The organism is Spirosoma harenae (genome assembly GCF_054776975.1).
On sequence record NZ_BAAHBD010000004.1, the window covers coordinates 195,352 to 214,320 of the forward strand.

At 47.0% G+C, this 18,969-nt stretch carries 15 protein-coding genes and 2 tRNA genes; 6 read left to right on the top strand and 11 right to left on the bottom strand.

The window, feature by feature from the left end:
- Nucleotides 1-55: 55 nt before the first annotated feature.
- The 6 genes from ACYVE4_RS03085 to ACYVE4_RS03110 form a co-directional block, all read right to left on the bottom strand.
- Entirely contained in the window at nt 56-4,186 is a 4,131-nt protein-coding gene (locus ACYVE4_RS03085) for a DUF5689 domain-containing protein (protein ID WP_460995441.1), read from the bottom strand.
- Between the two features lie 196 nt (nt 4,187-4,382).
- A complete protein-coding gene (gene nfi / locus ACYVE4_RS03090) occupies nt 4,383-5,090 on the bottom strand; it encodes a deoxyribonuclease V (RefSeq protein ID WP_460995442.1) in 708 nt (235 codons plus the stop codon).
- Between the two features lie 79 nt (nt 5,091-5,169).
- Entirely contained in the window at nt 5,170-6,690 is a 1,521-nt protein-coding gene (locus tag ACYVE4_RS03095; RefSeq protein WP_460995443.1) for a S41 family peptidase, read from the bottom strand.
- Between the two features lie 33 nt (nt 6,691-6,723).
- Complete coding sequence (locus ACYVE4_RS03100) at nt 6,724-8,097, bottom strand: serine hydrolase (RefSeq protein ID WP_460995444.1); 1,374 nt, start codon at nt 8,095-8,097, stop codon at nt 6,724-6,726.
- A 51-nt stretch (nt 8,098-8,148) separates the two neighbouring features.
- Complete coding sequence (locus tag ACYVE4_RS03105) at nt 8,149-9,306, bottom strand: helix-turn-helix domain-containing protein (RefSeq protein ID WP_460995445.1); 1,158 nt, start codon at nt 9,304-9,306, stop codon at nt 8,149-8,151.
- 39 nt (nt 9,307-9,345) lie between these two features.
- A complete protein-coding gene (locus ACYVE4_RS03110) occupies nt 9,346-9,966 on the bottom strand; it encodes a hypothetical protein (RefSeq protein WP_460995446.1) in 621 nt (206 codons plus the stop codon).
- A 254-nt stretch (nt 9,967-10,220) separates the two neighbouring features.
- On the opposite strand from ACYVE4_RS03110, the gene ACYVE4_RS03115 reads away from it, so the two are divergent.
- The 4 genes from ACYVE4_RS03115 to ACYVE4_RS03130 all read left to right on the top strand — a co-directional run bounded on the left by ACYVE4_RS03115 (nt 10,221) and on the right by ACYVE4_RS03130 (nt 13,507).
- On the top strand, nt 10,221-11,432 hold the full coding sequence (locus ACYVE4_RS03115; protein WP_460995447.1) for a hypothetical protein: 1,212 nt from the start codon (nt 10,221-10,223) through the stop codon (nt 11,430-11,432).
- 21 nt (nt 11,433-11,453) lie between these two features.
- Nucleotides 11,454-13,139 (top strand): hypothetical protein, encoded by a 1,686-nt coding sequence (locus ACYVE4_RS03120; RefSeq protein ID WP_460995448.1) that lies wholly within the window; start codon nt 11,454-11,456, stop codon nt 13,137-13,139.
- A 150-nt stretch (nt 13,140-13,289) separates the two neighbouring features.
- Nucleotides 13,290-13,362 (top strand) — tRNA-Gly (locus ACYVE4_RS03125).
- A 60-nt stretch (nt 13,363-13,422) separates the two neighbouring features.
- Nucleotides 13,423-13,507: transfer RNA gene (locus ACYVE4_RS03130), tRNA-Leu, on the top strand.
- Between the two features lie 306 nt (nt 13,508-13,813).
- On the opposite strand, the gene ACYVE4_RS03135 is transcribed toward ACYVE4_RS03130, so the two are convergent.
- From ACYVE4_RS03135 to ACYVE4_RS03155, 5 genes are all read right to left on the bottom strand, one after another.
- Nucleotides 13,814-14,161, bottom strand: coding sequence for a hypothetical protein (locus tag ACYVE4_RS03135; protein ID WP_460995449.1), 348 nt, complete (start codon nt 14,159-14,161; stop codon nt 13,814-13,816).
- 39 nt (nt 14,162-14,200) lie between these two features.
- Nucleotides 14,201-15,451, bottom strand: a complete 1,251-nt coding sequence (locus ACYVE4_RS03140; RefSeq protein WP_460995450.1) for a cation:proton antiporter — start codon at nt 15,449-15,451, stop codon at nt 14,201-14,203.
- Nucleotides 15,452-15,828: 377 nt separating this feature from the next.
- A complete protein-coding gene (locus ACYVE4_RS03145) occupies nt 15,829-16,293 on the bottom strand; it encodes a response regulator (RefSeq protein WP_460995451.1) in 465 nt (154 codons plus the stop codon).
- Between the two features lie 244 nt (nt 16,294-16,537).
- Entirely contained in the window at nt 16,538-16,810 is a 273-nt protein-coding gene (locus ACYVE4_RS03150) for a hypothetical protein (RefSeq protein ID WP_460995452.1), read from the bottom strand.
- Between the two features lie 149 nt (nt 16,811-16,959).
- A complete protein-coding gene (locus ACYVE4_RS03155) occupies nt 16,960-17,199 on the bottom strand; it encodes a hypothetical protein (RefSeq protein ID WP_460995453.1) in 240 nt (79 codons plus the stop codon).
- An 87-nt stretch (nt 17,200-17,286) separates the two neighbouring features.
- On the opposite strand from ACYVE4_RS03155, the gene ACYVE4_RS03160 reads away from it, so the two are divergent.
- Entirely contained in the window at nt 17,287-18,039 is a 753-nt protein-coding gene (locus tag ACYVE4_RS03160) for a ferritin-like domain-containing protein (protein ID WP_460995454.1), read from the top strand.
- 12 nt (nt 18,040-18,051) lie between these two features.
- Nucleotides 18,052-18,855, top strand: coding sequence for a ferritin-like domain-containing protein (locus tag ACYVE4_RS03165; protein WP_460995455.1), 804 nt, complete (start codon nt 18,052-18,054; stop codon nt 18,853-18,855).
- The last annotated feature ends 114 nt before the right edge of the window (nt 18,856-18,969 follow it).

An 18,969-nucleotide genomic window follows, 5' to 3' on the forward strand; every position in this document is an offset into this window, starting at 1 on the left:
CAGTAGAGGGACTAGGGGCGAAGTTACCGGCCCGATTTATTTGTGCGTTGCAGTTCTATTGTCTAATGACTTTCACCGTTTGCGATTGCGTTGGGGTACTCACTCGTAGCAGCAGTAGTGTAGCTGAGTTGGTTCCTACCTCAATCGTGTGCTGCTCTACGGGTGATTGTAATTGAATCTGTTGATCAGCTATAATTTTTCCCTTCACATCGCTTAACTGGAAGCGTACTAACTGATTATCGGCACCCCTCACTTCGACACGTACGAATCCTGTCGATAGTGGATTACCAAGCAGTTTAACGCTTAACTGGTCGCCAATTTCTTGCGCGGCTTGACGGGTGCCAGCGTTACAGAATGATAACCAGTTATAAACGTAACTAGCTTCGTCAGGTGTACCTGATTGAGTAGCTTTCAACGTGATTATCGGATTGTCGATATATAGGTTGAGCTGGTAAGGTGCTGGCTCTGTTGTCGGTAACATCTCATTGACCACTGAGAAACTGATCGGTTGACCTGTCGTTCCGGTGTATTGTGGCGTAAATCTGAGCGTACGTAGCCCTGGTGTAACGACCGTACAAGTTGCCGAAGCTATCCCTGTGATCGCAAATGCGCTGGGAGTAGACGTACAATTAGCCAGCCAGTTGTAAACGTACGTAGCTTCCTCTGGTGAGCCTGCCTGAGTTGCTTTTAATATGATCGTCGGATTGTCGATGTACAGATTGAGTGTGTAAGGCCCTGGATCTGTCGTCGGCAACTTCTCGTTGACGACGGAGAAACTAATCGGTTGACCATTCGTTCCGGCGTACTGTGGGGTAAATGTCAGCGAGCGTAGACCGGCTGATACGGTAGCACAGTTTACATTGGTCAGACCTGTAATCGACAGAGAGGACGTGGATGTTGTTCCGCAGTTTGCCAACCAATTGTACGTATACGAAGCTTCACCGGGTGTACCTGACTGAGTCGCTTTCAGGGTAATGGTTGGATTGTCGATGTATAAACTCAATGTATATGGTGCTGAATTGGTCGTCGGCAGCATTTCATTAACGACTGAGAAACTGATTGGCTGACCATTCGTTCCGGCGTACTGTGGAGTAAATGTCAGCGAGCGTAGACCGGCTGATACAGTCGAACAAATGACAGACGTTACATCCGTAATCGAGAAATCACCTCCTGTAGTCAAGCGACTCAGATCAAAACGGGATACGATCGGATTATGGTCAGACGTCGTGTTGGCATAGTTTGGAATGCTAAAGGGGAGCAGCACGTAGGCTGAATTCTCCACATAAGCTGCATTCAGATCATTCGAAACAATAATATGATCGATAAAGCTGGCCGACGAATTGAACGTTGAGCAATTCTGTAGTTCGAGCGGCAATGTCAGTGGCGAATAGTTAGCTGGGTCGTTCACAAAATTAGCATAGGTCGACTCCTGGCCTGTTGCGATGGAACCATTCAACTTATCGTTGTAGTCACCCAGAATAACTACGTTCGCATTTGGATAGGTAGTATCCAGCAACGTTTTCAGGTCAATGATATCCTGTTTTCTGCGGCTGTAATCAGAATTAGCCCCTCCTGAAGTAGAGCTACCCGATTTAGCATGAATAGCGACGACGTGGATTCGTTTTGTAATGCCATTAATCGTTGCATCAGCAACAAACAGGAACGGTAAACGTCCTGACGACCAGTTGTTGGCAGTCGGGTAATTATAATCCCCATCGAACAAAGCCTTTGTTTCGGCCAGGACTGGTGTTACCGTTTCCGTATTGTAGATAACGCAAACTTTCTGTGCCAGTGAGGTTGGCCCAAAAACTGTTCCGCCTGATGGAACCTGATCACATTCGTTCTGGAAATAGTACGAGAAACGATCGGAGCAAACGTAACTATAACTTCCCGGAATATTGCTTACGGCAGCAGCAAATCGGTTAATGTCGCTGACCTCTTCAACAGAAATAATATCGGCATTCAGTTTTCCCAGGACAATAGACGCATTACTTTGTTGCCTATCTTCATCCGTTGGCCCCATATCGTTGTAAACAAGGTTTCCTTTGGGGCAATCGATAATACCACCGTCCGCACCGAAGAATTCCATATTCCAGGCCGCAATGTCGAGGGTTTGATCCCGGTTTAGAACAGAACTACTCGGAATAGTACAGAGCTGGTCTTCGGCAGCCACCGTATTGGGGATATCGGCCAGAATCCTGGGCTGAAGTTGCATTCCGTTAGTACCAGTAGTATTCGCTCCCGAAACAAAGCGGTCGGCGATACCGGTTACACTCACAGGTTCGTTTGTTCGGCCGGCACCTGCGAGAGGTGAGTTCGCACTAATACGTAACGTGCTTGACTGACCACCTGACGTAACCGTATAGTTTGTACCGCCGGTAAAGGTCGAGCCTGCTGGTGTAATCGTTGCGTTGGCGATGGTCACTAGTTGCCCCTGATAGTTCGCTAACTGATCGGGCGTAACCGAAACTGGCGTTGGAATCACGGTCCCGGCACCCGTGACAACAGTATAGCCAGTAACTCCATTTACTTCGAGATACCCATTGAATACGCTGATTGGTCCCGTTGCCCGGAACAGGTCGCCTAGTTGAACAACGGACGTTAAATCCGTACCACTTGGACCGCTATAGACTGCAATACCACCCGTAGCATCCTGAACATAAATCTGTCGGCCACCCAACTGGGTTGATGCAGTTACGCGCCCTTCAATCGTGACGGTCTGCCTGATGCTGGACCGAGCTGTTGAAATAGGGACCAGTGTGTTGGGGTCAGGGATAACCGTGCCTGTCAAAGTAACAACTGTTGATGTATTATTTGAGCCAGTTATGACAACTGTACCACTGGCAGGCCCAACAGCTGCTGAAGAAGTTAAGCGGGCATAAACCTGAACGCGAAATGGATTTGGTAAATCGCTGAACGTAAATTGATTTGTGAAACCTGAAGACTGATCTAAACTGATTTCAAAGCCTGATGAAACAGTTGCTGTAAATGCGCTGGGCGATAAATCCTGACCGTTTATCGTAAAAGATTTAGTGGCTGAGGCCGTTCCCTGAGCCGTACTAAAACTTGTCAGGGAAGTTGGATTCGCGCTCAAAATAGGCGTATTAGCCGCATTGACCTGGCCACTGACACTTACCGAAGTCGCTAATGTGACCGATGCAGTATTGGTGATCGTTCCGTTGAAAGCTCCCGAAGGCGCTGTCGCGGCTATTCGTGCATAAACTGTTTGAGAGAGATTTCCCGATGTAGGCGAAAGGACGAGCGTTGGGCTAAATACCAACCCGTCTGTACTCAATTCAAGATTGGCGGTAGCTGATACCGATACCGGATCACTCAAACCCGCTCCGGTGAGTGCATACGTTTGAGCGGCAGAAGCCGTTCCCTGAGTTGCGTTGAAACTGCTTAGGGCGGTTGGGTTGGCACTGAGTGTCGTCGAGCCACTGGTAACGCTTTCCCAAGTTGTGCCGACACGGATGTAATCGGTCAAAACATTATACGTGTTGCCACCTTGTCGCAGAGCAATACGAGATAGGGAAGTAGCTTCACCACCAGTAGCGGAATAAGATGCACCAGGAGTAGTAGGCTCGCTTGCTCCTAAAGTTGGGCTGACGAATAAGGATGCTATATCATTGGTAGCACCAGCCACAAAGGTGTATTTTACTACTATGAAATAGGTTGTTCCTGTACTTAATACGGGTGTTGCATAGCTAACTGTTCCTGTGCTTCGAATGATACCTAGCTGAAAACCTCCTCCACTGGCCTTTACAAAGAGTCGGGCATAAAAATCAGATACACCTGTAGGAGGCATAAAGTGGAAAAAGTAATCTTCAGTAGTCGGCGCGGTTCCTACGTTCAGCAGCATTGATGCATAAACGCTTCCGCTATTAATGGTTGCGCTAATAGGTCGGTTTGCATCTTCACGCGAGCCACTGCCTCCTGTGACCGTAACGGCTCCTCCCGCCGTTACCAGACCGGGATAGGTAAGGTTGGAAGCCGTGGCTGAAAGACTAGTTCCTGTTCCACTATGAGCCGACCAAGAGTTAGGAACGCTAGTCAGCGAATAAGGCAGCGTTGTTGTGTTGAAATCCTCGGTTAAAAGTGGGGACTGGGCCCAGCTGATTTGGGCATAAAAGATGAGGGCAAGCGAGGCCCATAGCCAGCTTGCTGAACATAAACGTGAGTACATAGAAGTGTAATTTTGTTAGCTTACAAAGCTATCGAAAAGCGAATAGGGTAAAATGAACAAATTATTACCTTGCTCTATTTGTCTAATAATATCCTATAATTATACTATATTAGTAGAGTGATATAGTATAATCTTATGTAATGGCTGATATATAACCGTTTATGTAGCTATAATGCCCGAAATATTTGCTACTAGTTTATCGTGAATCGAGTTCTGTAGACGTAATTCCAGCCTGTCTTCGTAAGGCATTTACCAGATTGTGCGCCCGGCGTGTAGGTTCCGGAATGCGATAGCCACCATCGCATTGAAGCGTGAGCGTGATAGCCGTTTCCAAATCGATCAAGTGTCCCGGTGAGACATAGACCGGATTTACTTTGTTTTTTGTTCGCAGGGCGGCACCAATTACTTCACCATAATGCATCATTGGCGACCAGGATCCCCGTTCAGGGGCCGGTTCATCGTATTTTCCGACGAGCACTGATTTCCCACAGCCAAATGTGGGACGATTCAGGAAAAGTCCGGCGTGCGAAGCAATACCGATTCGACGTGGGTGCGCGGTACCATGCCCGTCGAACATCACGACATCAGGTTCTGTTTTTAAGGTTTGCCAGGCTTTTAGCAGCGATGGGATTTCGCGAAAGGATAACAGACCAGGGATGTAAGGAAACGATGCTGAACTCACTACGCCAGCTTCATCAATGGTTTCGAGTGTTTCCAGATCCAGGACAACAATTCCAGCATAAACAGTTTCTTCAAACTTATTGAACGAAATATCGCAGCCAGCTATGGTTTTTGGCGGTTTCGACAACGGCTCAATTCGAATTTGTGAGCGCAGTTGTTTTTGTAACGCGACTGCTTCGGCAGGGGTTACATGCCAGTCATGAAGAACTTGGTAGGTAGCCATGCTGGGTTAAGTTTGTGAGTATATAACGTCCGAAAACGGCTAACGGTTATCAGAATGGGTTAAATACCCGAAAAAGGAGCTAGTTTTTACGCGCTCGAATCAGCTTCACGACAGCGTTTAGCTGCGAATCCGTATGATACAAAATATCGTCCATAGTGATAGAAACGATATAATCGGGAAGAGTACCTCGTCCTTTCTGCGCTGGTTTCGGCACAGCGTTGTCGTAGTAAACCAATGGTGTAGATACCTGAATTCCAGACTTGGGTAGTTCGAGCGTAATAAAACTGCTGCCGTTGCCTCCTTCATAGGCTCCCCCCGATTCAACGCCGACGAATACACCTATTTTGTTTGCATGGGCCACTGCCAGAAACTCCGACGTTGTCGACGCACTTTGGGCGTCCATGAGTATATAAACTTGCCCTCGAAATCGATTGGGTTTAGGTGAATACCGTTTAGGAGTACGGGTATTACTACCCTGCTTGAGTGTAAACGTGCCGTCTTCCTCCGGGATGAGTTCGTTTTTTACGTTCTTCCGATCAGCCTCGGAGAGATCAGAAAATGCTATGAATTCGGAACTGTCGGTAACGCTGTGCTGACGGGCGTAATAGGCAACGGCGGTATCGGACTTCATCAGGTACGTAAACAGTTCAATTCCCTGACTATCCCATCCGCCGGGGTTTCCTCTAAGATCGACGATCAGGTTTTGCGTTCGCTTTTTAGTCATTTTCGCCATAGCCCCGTCCATAAATTCCTCAAACCGACGGATGGCCTGTTCGCCGTTGTTGATACCCCTGGCCCCGAAACCATCGATGCGTAGGAAGGCCGTTTGTGCCAATGTATCGGGAAACGAGAGTCGCCAGGGGTGCTTTTGTTTTTTATTGACATGCCATGCCACCATCTGCTTGTTTACGGGGTTTTTCATCATCGTTTTCAATGTGGTGGAAAAGGGCTGTCCTGGTGCCGTAAATCGAATTGTATCGCCCGTCGGGGTTCGGAACGTAAAAACGTACTCGTTGGGTCGGTCAATAAACCAATAGTAAAATAGATCCAGCAACTCCCCCTTAAGGGTAGCCGCCCGCGCCGATTCGATATACCCGTCTGTCCAATAGTATCGATACAGTTGTTGTCGAATCTCTTCCAGCGGTTGCCCATTAATTGTAAGCAGCTCAAATCCAGGTTTGATCGTTTGATCAGTAGTACCGTTGAGCAGAACATACGAACGGTTCCCGGAAGGAAACATATAAAATGGGACCATCTTCCAGCTATTGTTGAAAGAGTTCCGCCAGTTTTTTGCTGGTAAAGCGTGGGTGTGAGCACATCGAACATCCGCAACCAGCGCAGCTATCGTCCTGAAAAACGTATAAAATGGCAGTGGACGGTCCAGATTACGATCGATACTATCCAGTTTGGCCTGCATAACCGGTTTGGGGGTATATCGATATAAACCCGGATGCGTTTCTTCCAGCAGTCGGCGGAAGTAGCGGAAATCAGCCTGCATGTCAGCCGGTTGCAGAACTTTGGTTTGTAATGTATCAACTACGGATTGTGCGCTGAGTGAGCAGGTAAGTAGACAGAAAATCAGGCAGTGAATGTAGTTCACAGACTTGTATTCGTTTGAGAGTGAAGGTAAGTGTTATAAGCGTTTCGCTACTGTATCGCCATTTTGGTGCACGACGATTTGGGTGATTTGTCCGGAAGAATCTTTCTGAAACGTTAGCTGCGCATTGACGGCTTTGAGGAAGAAATCGGTTTCGCTGGATGGGAAAATTTCGAATTTATCCTGTCCGGTAACTTGTAGAAAAAGCTTGCCGTGGTCATACGTAATGGCTAGTATTCGTTTGGGCGCTAATTGATATTGTCCAACGTATTGTTTGAGCGTACTCTCGCTGACTGCAACTGGCCTGTAGCTGATCGGTAATGTGTATGGCATTCCGTAGGTGATGAAAAACAGGTCCCGAATCATGGGTTCCAGCGTGGTTATATCCGATGTATCATCGACATTCGCCAGCATAACAATGGTGATATTATCTTCAGGGACTAGTACAAAAAAGGTAGCAAATCCGGGCAGATTTCCATTCTGAAAAACCAGTTTTCTCTTTCCGTTAAAGTAATTGATTCCCCAGCCATAACTCCAGGTTCCGGGTGAAATCGGTGTAAAAGCCGTGGCCCAGCTAGTCGATTTTAGCAATTGATTCGCTCGTATGGCTCGCGCCCAGCGGTAAAGATCAGTTACGGAGCTATACATGCCCCCCGCAGCATAAGCAGCCGTTGAATCCAGTGGCCGAGTAGCAACTAAAACAGAATCTTTCCAGTATGTGTAGCCCGTTGTTTTCTCCGGCCGTTTTAAGTTGATAAAATCAAATCCGGTGCGACTGAGCTGAAGAGGGCTAATAAATCGATCCCGAATAACGGTTTCGAAAGGTTTCTGCGTCACTTTTTCGATGATCAGACCCAATAGAAAATAACCTGAATTTGAGTAGTTTACCGCTTTGCCCGGTTTATTCAGTAACGGTTTATCTTTGAAGGTAGAAAGCACTCGCTCTTTGGAGACAGGCCTTGTAAATTCCAGACTGTCTTTACTGTACAATACGCCTTTAAAATCAGGAATGCCGGAGGTATGAGCAAAAAGCTGCTCAATGGTAATCTGATCACCGTTGGGATAGTCGGGCAGATACCGGCTCAATTTGTCCTTGACTGATAATTTCCCCTCTTCCTGCAACTGAAGAATCGCGGCACCTGTAAATGTCTTAGTAATCGACCCCAGCTGATAAATACTATTGGTATCATTGGGGATTTTAGCTTTCTCGTTGCGCCATCCATATCCCTTTTTAATCAAAATCGAATCGTTTCGAGCGATCAGAATAGAGCCGTTGAATCGATGCAGATTGGCGGCAGTACTTAGGTATTCCTCAAGTTTTTCAGGAGTTGATTTGGGAGATTGAGCCTTGGCAGAGATTGTTAGCCAATAAATCGTTAACAAAATAAGTCCCCAGTGGAATCGGTTCATGGCGCGCTGTTTTTTGATCCAAAACAGCCTTAAAAACCCGTTCTGATCTTCTCAAATCCCGATTTGAGAAGAGTTTTTCTTCTGATTGGCGAGATATTCACCCGGCGAAAGCCCGATTAGCTGCTTAAACGTCCGCTGAAACGTAGCCTGCGAGTTGAACCCACAATCGAAAGCAATCCCCGTTAGCGTTAAATGCTCATGAGTCGGATCGATCAATCGCCGTTTTACTTCGTCAACTCGGTACTCATTAACAAAACCATTAAAATTCTTGTGCAGGTGCTGATTGAGTACGGCCGAAATCAGTTTGGGGGCAAATTGCAATTGCTGCCCCAGTTTGTCGACGGTTAACTCAGGATCTAAAAAAAGCTTCTCCTGTTCCATGGCACGGGTAAGCGATTTCACAACCTGATCAACCGTTTCCAGGGATAAATCGGAACCAGATGGTTTCGTCGCTACTCGGTTGGCAACTTCTGAGCGTGAATGCAGATAGCCTTTAAAACCCAGCCAATAAATCAGGATAGCAATCGGAATATAAATCGGATACCAGCCGAATCGATCCAGCAAAGGACCGCGTGACGAAGGAATAATATAAGGCACCAAATGAATAAACCAGATGACCTGGAAAACCAGAAAAACATGAACAAACTGCCAAAGCCAGCGCACAGATCGAGTCTGATCGGCCTGCTGATTGGATGTACTGGATTGATACTGAAAAAGTAAACGTCTGGTCAGGAATAAATAAATCGTAGCCGATAGCCAGCGGGGAATATCCACGTAGGTATCGTATTCATCCATTACATTTCCCCAGCTCGGCCCGCTTTTCTGCTCAAAAAACCGAAACAATAAACCGATAATGAAAACCCACCCTATAAGTTTCGAGCCAAGATCCAGAATAACTGGATAAAAATGATGTCGCTCATTTTTACCAAACCGAAAATCCGGGTCCAGCATCGACTTGGTGTAAAAGTAGATGAGCGGCCCGATGGGCATAGCAATAATAAGCGGAGTTAAATCCAGAACGAGCATTACCCAGCGATTGGTAATGGGCATTGCCACGGCAAAACTCATAGAAGCCAGTAAGCCAATGAGCGTAGCCAGCAGCCGGTTGGATAATCGAGTCCCTTTCGGATTGAACCACAGCAACGAAGCCAGAATAACTCCCTGAACACTACCCAGCAACAGAATCAGGTCGAGAGGAGAAATGGTCATGCTGTAAACTAGAGAAAGCTATATCGATACTATAACGGATTAATCCTCAATTTTTACCCGGATTTTGTGGGGGGCTGGCTGATTACCGCCAAAATACAAGCCCGTATTATAAGCAAAGGATTTGTCGTGCGTAAACGGTACTGTCTGACCGCCCAACACCTGATATAATTTGCGGGTATAATCAATTTTGATCACCATTTTGGTGGGTGTATTAATCGTCGTTTCGGCTACTTTGAAATCGATTCGCTTACCTTCTACATAAATGTACGCGCCCAGATCGATTCGTTGCCGTTGCTTATTCCAGCGCCAGCCCACTCGGGCTCCATCGACCTGATGCGGAGGAACACCATCAAGACTTTGATCTTTTGACCCGACAAATCCTAGCCCGATTACTTTATTCCAGTCGTCGGCGTCGGCATTCCCAATGTCATAAATACACGAACTGTCGAATGTGACGACGGCCGATACTTCGCTGGGGCTGATGAGTAGCCCTACTTTTCGTTTGGGATTGGGCTCGTGTTCACCGGCTTCGATTTCCACCCAGTCGGGATCGGAGAGTAGAAAATCAGGTACGCAGGCGCTCATGAACAGACTTAAAACAAGCAATAAGAGTCTGGCGGTGAAGGCCAATGGGCTTATTGATCGATCGGAACGGGTCATAATAAGTCGTTGAATGGTTGGTATTGAGCGTTTTCTACAGAATTATGGATTCGATGCGATAAATCTCAAGTGGATTTTTTCGAATACGATGTTGGCTGATTAATGGCAATGTTTTGCAAATAACGCTATAAATGAACGGTTACGTATCCCGTAGGCTCAGTCGAATAGTAAGTACATATCTTTTCAGATAAATGCTTTATAAGCAACCTTTTTGTAATTTTAGCACCTCTGATATAAATACCTTTTCCTCTTTTATGCAATCATCAAATCCTTTATCAGCCGCTCTCGAACCGGGTGGCCGACGAGGTATACCCACCTACATTTACGCCGTTGTTTTCTCTTCCTTCTGTGTGATCATGGGCTTGCTCTGGGACATTATGTGGCACATGAGCATTGGCCGCGATGGTCTATTAGCTCCTCCGCATGTTGTGATCTATGTGGGAGCCATTGTGTCGGGGCTTTTTTCGGCTTATCAGATTCTACATTTAACATTATCTAAAAACCATCCAGGACGCACTGAGGCTGTTCCATTCTGGGGTGTTTTTTACGGGTCTTTAGGGGCCATGTTCTGCGTATGGGGGGCCTTAATGATGCTGACATCAGCCCCGTTCGATGACTGGTGGCACAACACCTACGGGCTCGACGTACAGATCCTCACACCTCCTCACACCATTCTGGCGATCGGTATTATGAGCGTACAGTTCGGTGCTATTGTCGGTGTGGTATCATTACAAAATAGGTACCAAACTAGCTCTGGTATAAATCAGTCGTCATCGACGCAGTTGAAGTGGTTGTTTGCGATTGCCGCCAGCCTCCTGTTGACGATGTTGTTCTCGCTCTTTTCGGAGTCGATGGATCGGGGCGACACACACAGTACTATTTATTACACGACGGCTGCCATTGTATTCCCGTTCTATTTGGTTGCTGTCGGACGAGCATCGCTGCTCCGCTGGCCGATTACGACAATTGCCGCCTGTTTTATGTTATTTATGCTACTACCCAGTTGGGTACTTCAGCACTTTCCCGCAACCCCCCGACTTGGCCCGGTTCTCAACCCGATTACGCACTATCAACCTTTCGTTTTCCCGCCCTTGCTTGTTGTTCCAGGGTTTGTGATGGACTTAATTCTGCATCGATTCGATAATCCTGAAACAGGACGTAAGCTCAACGACTGGTTATTAGCTGTTTTATTGGGCGTTGCGTTTTTAGTAGTACTGTTAGTTGTTCAGTGGCCGTTTGGTACATTTCTTCAAACAGCACCCGGTGCCAGAAATGGTATCTTCTTATCCTATTCCTGGACGTATGGTAGTCCCCCCGAATGGGAATATCGGTATGCGTTTGCTCCCTGGCGATCCCATACATTCGCTGATTTCACAATTGGATTTAGTAAAGCACTGCTCTATGCGATTTTGTCAGCGCGGGTTGGTTTGTTCTGGGGTAATTGGATGAAGCGTGTGGTTCGTTAAATCGCTGAATAGAAAAAATACATGAATTCTAGTCAAAACTATTTTCGGGTGAAATGGCTATTTGGCCTGCTTTCGCTCCTATTGTTATTTACGCATTCACTCATTGTTCATGCCCATGTGGGCAGTTCTGGCGTAATTGTACAGAAACAGGTTGGCAACTATCAATTGCTGATTAGTGTGAATCCCCCTGATGTAGTACCAGGAACGGCTGTTGTGACGGTATTTGTTGAGCAAGGGAGGGTAAGCAGCATTGGGGCAAGACCTATTTATTTCCGCTCTGGTGATAAAGGAGCGCCAACTTACGACGAACTAAAACCGGTCGGTCAGAATCAATACGTAGCTGATTTGTGGTTAATGGATTCCGGTTCGTCGAGTATCGAATTAAGCATCAATGGCCCTGATGGTAAACAGCAGGTTGTTGTGCCCGTTATGGCTGTTGCCACGGCTTTGCGTTCGATGCCCGCCGGAACGGGTTGGGGATTGGCACTAATGGGATTGTTGCTGGTGGTGATGCTGATTACTATTATCGGAGCCAGCAACGCCGATGGCGTGACCACTCCCGATCAGTCGGCATCAGTAGTTCGTAAGCGCCTGATTGGCATGGGAGTCGGTCTAGTGTTGGTTGGCCTGATTTTAACCGGCTGGCGATCCTGGTGGAATAGCACAGCAGAAGAGTATCGGGCAGATCAACTTTATCGACCAGCGCCGATTCAGACATCGGTTCATGTGGCCAATGCTCAGCGGCAATTGACCATTCAATTCGATACAACTGGCACTAGAAATAATCGGCGCATTCGTCGGCTGTTTAGTTTTATTATCCCCGATCACGGTAAACTGATGCACGCTTTTTTGGTCAGATTACCAGGCTTGGATGGTTTCGCCCATTTACACCCCGGCCGTCGCGATTCGCTAACTTATGAATCGGCTTTGCCACCACTGCCCGGTGGGAAATACATGCTCTACGCAGACGTCGTTTTTCGCAGTGGTTTTGCCGAGACCCTGACCGATACGATCGAACTACCATCGTTAAAAATTAGCCCTGAAGCAGCTGCTAACGCCAAGCTAACCGATTCGGACGATAGCTGGGTTGTGACTGAACCGATGGGCGTAAAAACAGAATCGCAAAATATTCCGCATTTAGATAACGACATGGTTACGTGCGGGAAACCTGGTGCCAGTTGTAAACTTTCTGATGGTTCGACTATGCTCTGGATGGATAAACCGGGCACTAGTCTGGAAAGCGGAAAGCTATATAATTTGAAATTTGCGGTAGCCGATGCACAAGGGAAAGCTGCTCCTTTAGAGCCTTATCTGGGCATGGGAGGTCACGCAGCTATTTTGCGATCGGATGGTAGCGTTTATATCCATTTGCATCCTGTTGGTACTTATTCAATGGCCGCTGAAAACTCACTGCTAGGCCGTATTGCCGACACGGCCCGCACGTTTCGTTTTCCGGATGCCGTTCGCTTTCGAGATAGTATCGATACCTATATTGCTAAGCTAAACGCCTTACCTGAAGCAGAAAAAAATAAGTTACTAACCCCAAGTATGTCGGGAATGAATCATACCATGAAGACGAATAACATGGTGGAATTCCCTTATGCCTTTCCACGGGCTGGGCATTATCGTATCTGGGTGCAGGTAAAGCATAAGGGCCAGGTGCTAACAGGGGTATTTGACACCCAGGTGAATGACCCATTGCTATAATTTGAGAAAGAAGTAACCCGCTCAGAATCAGATTTTAGAAAACGTTTGGGTAGCGAGACCGAATTTTTTTTGCAACCAGCGCTTGACAAACGAAGAAAAAGACCTAAATTTGCATCCACAATTCGCCAGGGTATCGGAAGAATTGACAACGCGAAAGTAGCTCAGCTGGTAGAGCGCGACCTTGCCAAGGTCGAGGTCGCGGGTTCGAACCCCGTCTTTCGCTCTACAGAGAGGCACCGAACCCGGTGCTTTTTTTGTAAATGCCGCTTCGGCGGAATGGTTTGCCGGGATGGCGGAACAGGTAGACGCGCCGGACTTAAAATCCTGTGGGCCTCAAGCCCGTGCGGGTTCGATTCCCGCTCCTGGTACCTGATTATCAAGAGGTTATATCACTAGTTGATATAACCTCTTTTTGTTAAGGACAACTTATCAGGATTTTCAGGGATCAAGAAGATCAATGGATTAAGACCAATACTTGTGGAGAGATTTGTATTTTTCTAGGTTTGTGATCTTAGTCAGCTTACTTGTTTTGGTACGTTTTATGCCAATCATCCAGTTCCTGTTATCTGAATTTGTGCTTATCGACAGTAATCAACCGGACCAGTGGATTTACGTAGCACAACGGGATGATTTTTTATGCTTCAGAGTTATTATACCACTACCGCAAGAACAACTTAAACTGTTTGTAAGCTCGTTAATACCTCATTAAATTCGGATAAGGGGAGTGGTCGCCTACGAACTTGAGTGGCTTGCTTGTCATGCCAGCTAAAAGTAAGCAGGTAATAAGTATCACAATGCACGAAGCGTCTACTACCTGCTGGATAATGCTCAATTAGTAGAAGCCGATCTGCCTTGAGTGCGAAGTAATCCACCAACCCTGTAATCACATCACCAAGGGTATGATGCAAGCAACTAGGTTGGCTAATTTCCGTCACGATGGCAATCTGTAAGTGACGATCTAACCGCAATCGGCAGATAGAAGCCACTGTAGCGGTTTGATAAATAAATACGCTCTCCCTCATGGATAGAATAGGACAGAAAGCTTATGCACGCTAAACAGCTTAAGCATCCTTGGCTTTATACAATCGATTAGCCACTTTCTCGACCGTGAGTCCTTGTCCCACAATCGAAAACAGAACAATGATATACGTTAGGGTAACGATTAAATCTTTCCCCTCAATAAAGTCAGGTACGGATAAGGCCATGGCAATCGACAAGCCGCCCCGTAACCCGCCCCAGGTCATCATTAACGTATCCTCTCGCTTCGAATAGAGCCAATAGCGGGATAAAAACAAAGGGATACGAAGCGATAAGTAGCGCCCCACCAGGGTAATGAAAATGGCCGCTAAGCCAATCAGCAGTTCCTGGGATTCAACTGATAAGGTCAGCAGGCGAAATCCCATCAGTACGAATAGCAACGCATTGAGAATGATATCAATGATCTCCCAGAACTTTTCTACGTACACTTCGGTCTGGGCACTCATGGCCCCCTGCTTAGCGTGATCCCCGGTAAATAGCCCTGTGACCACCATAGCCAACGGTCCCGACACATGCAGTGAGTTGGCCAGGCTATAGCCCCCCAAAACGGCAGCCAGTGTGATCAGAATCTCAGTCTGATAGTGATCGACTGAGCGCAGCAAGTAATACAGTACTAATCCCAGTATGAGCCCGAAGGCAACACCGCCAACCGCTTCCTGTGCGAACAAAATGGATACTTCCCGAAAGCCAACTGAAGCTGGCCCCCGTTTGATGATTTCCAGCAGGATCAGAAAAAGCACCACACCAATACCATCATTGAACAAGGATTCGCCAACAATTTTGATCTCAACGGTTTTGGGCACTTTAGCCCGCGTCAGGATGCCTAATACGGCGATTGGATCCGTGGGCGAGATCAGCGCTCCGAACAAGAAACAGTAAAGAAAGTTCATAGGTATTCCGACCAGCTGTAACACCCCGTAGAGCATACCGCCAATGAGCAGGGTTGATAAAAGAACACCCACCACTGCAAAGAGGGCGATACTAGCCCAGGCCTGGCGGAGAGCCCGACTATCGCTGTGAAAAGCCCCCGCAAATAGAAGCCCACTGAGCATCACATCGAACACTACGGTGGTATAGTTAATGCGGCTGATGGCCTGCCGGGTGGGTTCAAGCCAGCCAGGGTAAAGCTTATTTCCCAAGATCAGCAGCAAAGAGAAGCCCAGCGAGATAATCATCAAGCCAATGGTATCAGGGAGCCTGACAAACCGGGTATTGACGTAGGCGAAGGCCGCAGTTAAGACGATCAGTAAATTGATCAGCGTTAGTAATTCCATACTGTAATTTCGTACAGGTGAATGCCCGTAAATAGCCATTTGCCGCTAGCAGATGGCTATTTACGGGCACCTAAATCAAGATGCATTCTAACATGACATCTGGCAAATGGAATTGCCTCGTGTACTAGACTGAAGGGAGGCAATGAACAGCACGAAATACGGAAATGCGCAGTAAACTTTTGCTAATGAGTCGATTAGAAAAACCTTAGAAATACGTTAGCATTCGATTAGAAAAAGAGCAGCCCTTGATGACCATTGAACCTATCCATGTATAAACGTTCCTGTTTGATTACCCGAATTGCCTTCTGCTCGCCATTTTCGGCTTGTGGGTTGTTGGCCATTTGTTCACTCTGGACGTATACGCTTTTCGTTCAGGGTCACAGTTCTTGCTGCTTTTCAAAATACGTTTGCGGTAGGGTCGCTGTTTCGTACCAATAAAAGCGTAGATCCGACAACAATTGCTTCCATTCCTGAAACGAAAACGGTTTGACAAAGTAGGAAGCAGCCCCCAACTGATAAGCCTCCTTGACGTGCCTGAAATTCTCACTCTGCGACAGCACAATGGCAGGCAGCAGTTTTCCCAGTGGGTGGGCTTTGAATAGCCTGAGAAAATCTAATCCGGTTCGCTGCCCTGGTAAAAAAACATCCAATAAGATTAAGCGAGGTCCTTTCCCTTCCAGATTATACAAGTAAACTACCGCTTCGTCGAAGCTAGTGATGGATAGGATATCTGCTTCAGGAAAGCAGGTTTTGGCTGCGCGTTGGAGCACTTCAATAATGGCCAGATCATCTTCGACCAACAGAATTGGAAAGTGAGGCCTACTGGTGGGATTAGAGGACATCAAGACAGCAGTATTTGTCAAATGTACTCAATTTCTGCCAATCTGTGGATTAGAATACCATTAGAGAAGGGTAGACAATCATCAAATTGCGGTTGCTGATATGACCAGACCTATTGATCCCGGTGAGACAAGTTTTGAACTTTTATGCACGCATTGATTCGAAACAGCAACCTTGCCTGCTTTGAAGTATGGTTTCTAATAGAAGGCCTGAAAGTCGTTTAACCACTTATCTTCTCCAACGCCCCTACTGCTCACCTACATTACCTGAATTTATCTCGAGTAAACGTTTCCACTGCTGCTCTAATTCGGAAAGAGGCTGGCTAAAATCCTGACCATCAAAGGCCTCAGCCGGTAGGAACAGTACTTGGTTTCCGTCGATTACCTGAATAGATAATAAGCTATCACCTGTCTTTCTGATTTGACTTAGCACATTGAAGACGATTTCGAGAGTAGGAACCCGAAATGAGAAGTATTTCACCTCTCCTTGAGTAGTAATACTAGAAATAAGAACGAACATAGACGGTCGGTAATTGGCGAAATCTGACCGTCGTGGGAAAGCAGCAAGGGTAGCCAAGCGACAAAACTGGCTAAAAATAAGCACGTTTCCTAATTAAAGAAGGAGGGATGCGCGCCAATAATCGCCCTGGCTTTTGCTGGTAATAGTACTTAATTCCTCACCAGGCTTCCGACATTATCGGGATCGAGTACCTGTTTGAGGGGAGTGGTTCTGTGGATTACTGTCGGTTTCTGGTGCTCAACGGACAACCGGCTTTTAGCGATTCCTTCACTGATCCGCTCTAGTGAAGTTGCCAGATCATCATTGCGGTGCGCTTCCAAGCCCAGTACAATGTACTGGGCTTTTTGATGTAGCTGGAGATTGAGCTCAGGTAAGACACGTTTCCTCACTATATTTTTTCCCGTTTAACAAAGTTTTAGAGCCATTGCTTTGTACAGGTAGCCTACGACAGGCTAGGCTATAAAACAAGCAAAAGTATGAGACAACTCAACGAAGTACAAAAATCAACCAGTAAACCAAGCGTACCGTCCATTCCTTCGGTGGAACGGCGAATGTTCATGCGCCAACTGGGCTTAGTATCAGCCACAACGGCTGCCCTTCTGGCCTCCTGCACCCACGAAATGCCTGAAGCTGCCAATCCGCTAAAGGGCGCTCGCACCGGCGCATCTGTTCTACCCGATGGAACAATTGATTTAGGATCAGGCGACATTGGTATTTCTAACCTGGCTTATACGCTGGATCAGCTAGAAACCGCATTTTATGCGACAGCCTACGAGAAAGCCAATGGCGTTAGCCAGCAAGACCGAAAGATACTCGCTGAACTACACGACCATGAAGTGGTTCACCGTGAATTTTTTAAAGCATTTCTAGGAAGCAATGCCATTCCTATGCTCGACTTTGATTTCAGTGGAATCAGTTTCAATGATCGTAATTCGATCTTCGATGCGGCTCAGCAATTTGAAAACGTTGGGGTAGCAGCTTTTAACGGAACTGGTCCGCTGATTGAAGATCTGGAAGTGCTGAAAATAGCCGGTAAAATGGTTTCGATTGAAGCCCGCCATGCCACCTTGGCCCGCTACATGCTTCAACCCAAATCGTATTTCTCGCTGGGTCATGAGATGATCGATCCGCAGGGACGCGACTGGGCGTTAACACCGGAAGAGGTGGTAATGAAAGCCCAAAAGTTTATCAAACAAAAAATTAGTGTAGCCAATCTGCCAAAATATTAACTCGACTGTCTTATGAATCTGTTTAACATTTTTTCGGAAATTGAAAATAAGGACGCCGAGGCCCTTGAACGGGTTGAGTTTACGCGTCGGAAGTTACTAAAAACAACGGCTTGGGCGACGGCAGGTACGGCTGGTCTGCTGACAACAACCCTCAACAAAGCCTTTGCTGCCGACAGCGATGTGGTGGATGTGCTCAACTTTGCGTTGCTGCTGGAATACCTGGAGGCTGAATTCTACGCCAAAGGTTTAGAAAAAGGGGGCCTGATCCCGGAGAGTGACCGAATGGCATTTATGAAGATTGGCGAACACGAAAAACAGCATGTCGAGTTTCTCAAATCAGCCCTGGGCGGTAGTGCCATTGCCAAACCTACCTTTGATTTTACGGCAAAAGGGAAATACCCGGACGCACTGTCGAATTACGGTACGTTTCTGGTTTTATCCCAGTCGTTTGAAGATCTGGGCGTCCGTGCCTATAAAGGACAAGCTCCCCGATTAAAAGGTAATAGAGATGTACTTTTGTCGGCGCTTAAGATTCATTCAGTAGAAGCGCGTCATGCGGCTGAGGTACGGCTCATTCGCGGTCTGCGCGTTTGGACATCGGAGCAGGAAACGGGCGGTGCGTCAGCGGCCGTCTACGAAGGGGAAAACCTGCTGAAGCATCACGACGCTATTGACTTAATTTCGCTGGTTACGCCCAAGCTAAAACAGCAGGAGGGTAATCCGGAAATGACGGCGGAGAAGATTGTTCGCGAATCGTTTGACGAGCCGTTGACTAAGGAAAAAGTGCTGGCCATTGCCAGTCCATTTGTGGTATAGGCCTTTACTTACAAACATGAGTCATCCCGAATTTTGATTCCATAAGTGGGTGAAAGCAATTCGGATACGATAAAGCGGTGCTGAGGCTTCTCGGCACCGCTTTCCCGTTCGGTG

Coding starts and splice junctions, on each gene's coding strand:
- ACYVE4_RS03085 (WP_460995441.1), bottom strand. CDS start 4,186: ATGTACTCACGTTTATGTTCAGCAAGCTGGCTATGGGCCTCGCTTGCC.
- nfi (WP_460995442.1), bottom strand. CDS start 5,090: ATGGCTACCTACCAAGTTCTTCATGACTGGCATGTAACCCCTGCCGAA.
- ACYVE4_RS03100 (WP_460995444.1), bottom strand. CDS start 8,097: ATGAACCGATTCCACTGGGGACTTATTTTGTTAACGATTTATTGGCTA.
- ACYVE4_RS03105 (WP_460995445.1), bottom strand. CDS start 9,306: ATGACCATTTCTCCTCTCGACCTGATTCTGTTGCTGGGTAGTGTTCAG.
- ACYVE4_RS03110 (WP_460995446.1), bottom strand. CDS start 9,966: ATGACCCGTTCCGATCGATCAATAAGCCCATTGGCCTTCACCGCCAGA.
- ACYVE4_RS03115 (WP_460995447.1), top strand. CDS start 10,221: ATGCAATCATCAAATCCTTTATCAGCCGCTCTCGAACCGGGTGGCCGA.
- ACYVE4_RS03120 (WP_460995448.1), top strand. CDS start 11,454: ATGAATTCTAGTCAAAACTATTTTCGGGTGAAATGGCTATTTGGCCTG.
- ACYVE4_RS03135 (WP_460995449.1), bottom strand. CDS start 14,161: ATGAGGGAGAGCGTATTTATTTATCAAACCGCTACAGTGGCTTCTATC.
- ACYVE4_RS03140 (WP_460995450.1), bottom strand. CDS start 15,451: ATGGAATTACTAACGCTGATCAATTTACTGATCGTCTTAACTGCGGCC.
- ACYVE4_RS03145 (WP_460995451.1), bottom strand. CDS start 16,293: ATGTCCTCTAATCCCACCAGTAGGCCTCACTTTCCAATTCTGTTGGTC.
- ACYVE4_RS03150 (WP_460995452.1), bottom strand. CDS start 16,810: ATGTTCGTTCTTATTTCTAGTATTACTACTCAAGGAGAGGTGAAATAC.
- ACYVE4_RS03160 (WP_460995454.1), top strand. CDS start 17,287: ATGAGACAACTCAACGAAGTACAAAAATCAACCAGTAAACCAAGCGTA.
- ACYVE4_RS03165 (WP_460995455.1), top strand. CDS start 18,052: ATGAATCTGTTTAACATTTTTTCGGAAATTGAAAATAAGGACGCCGAG.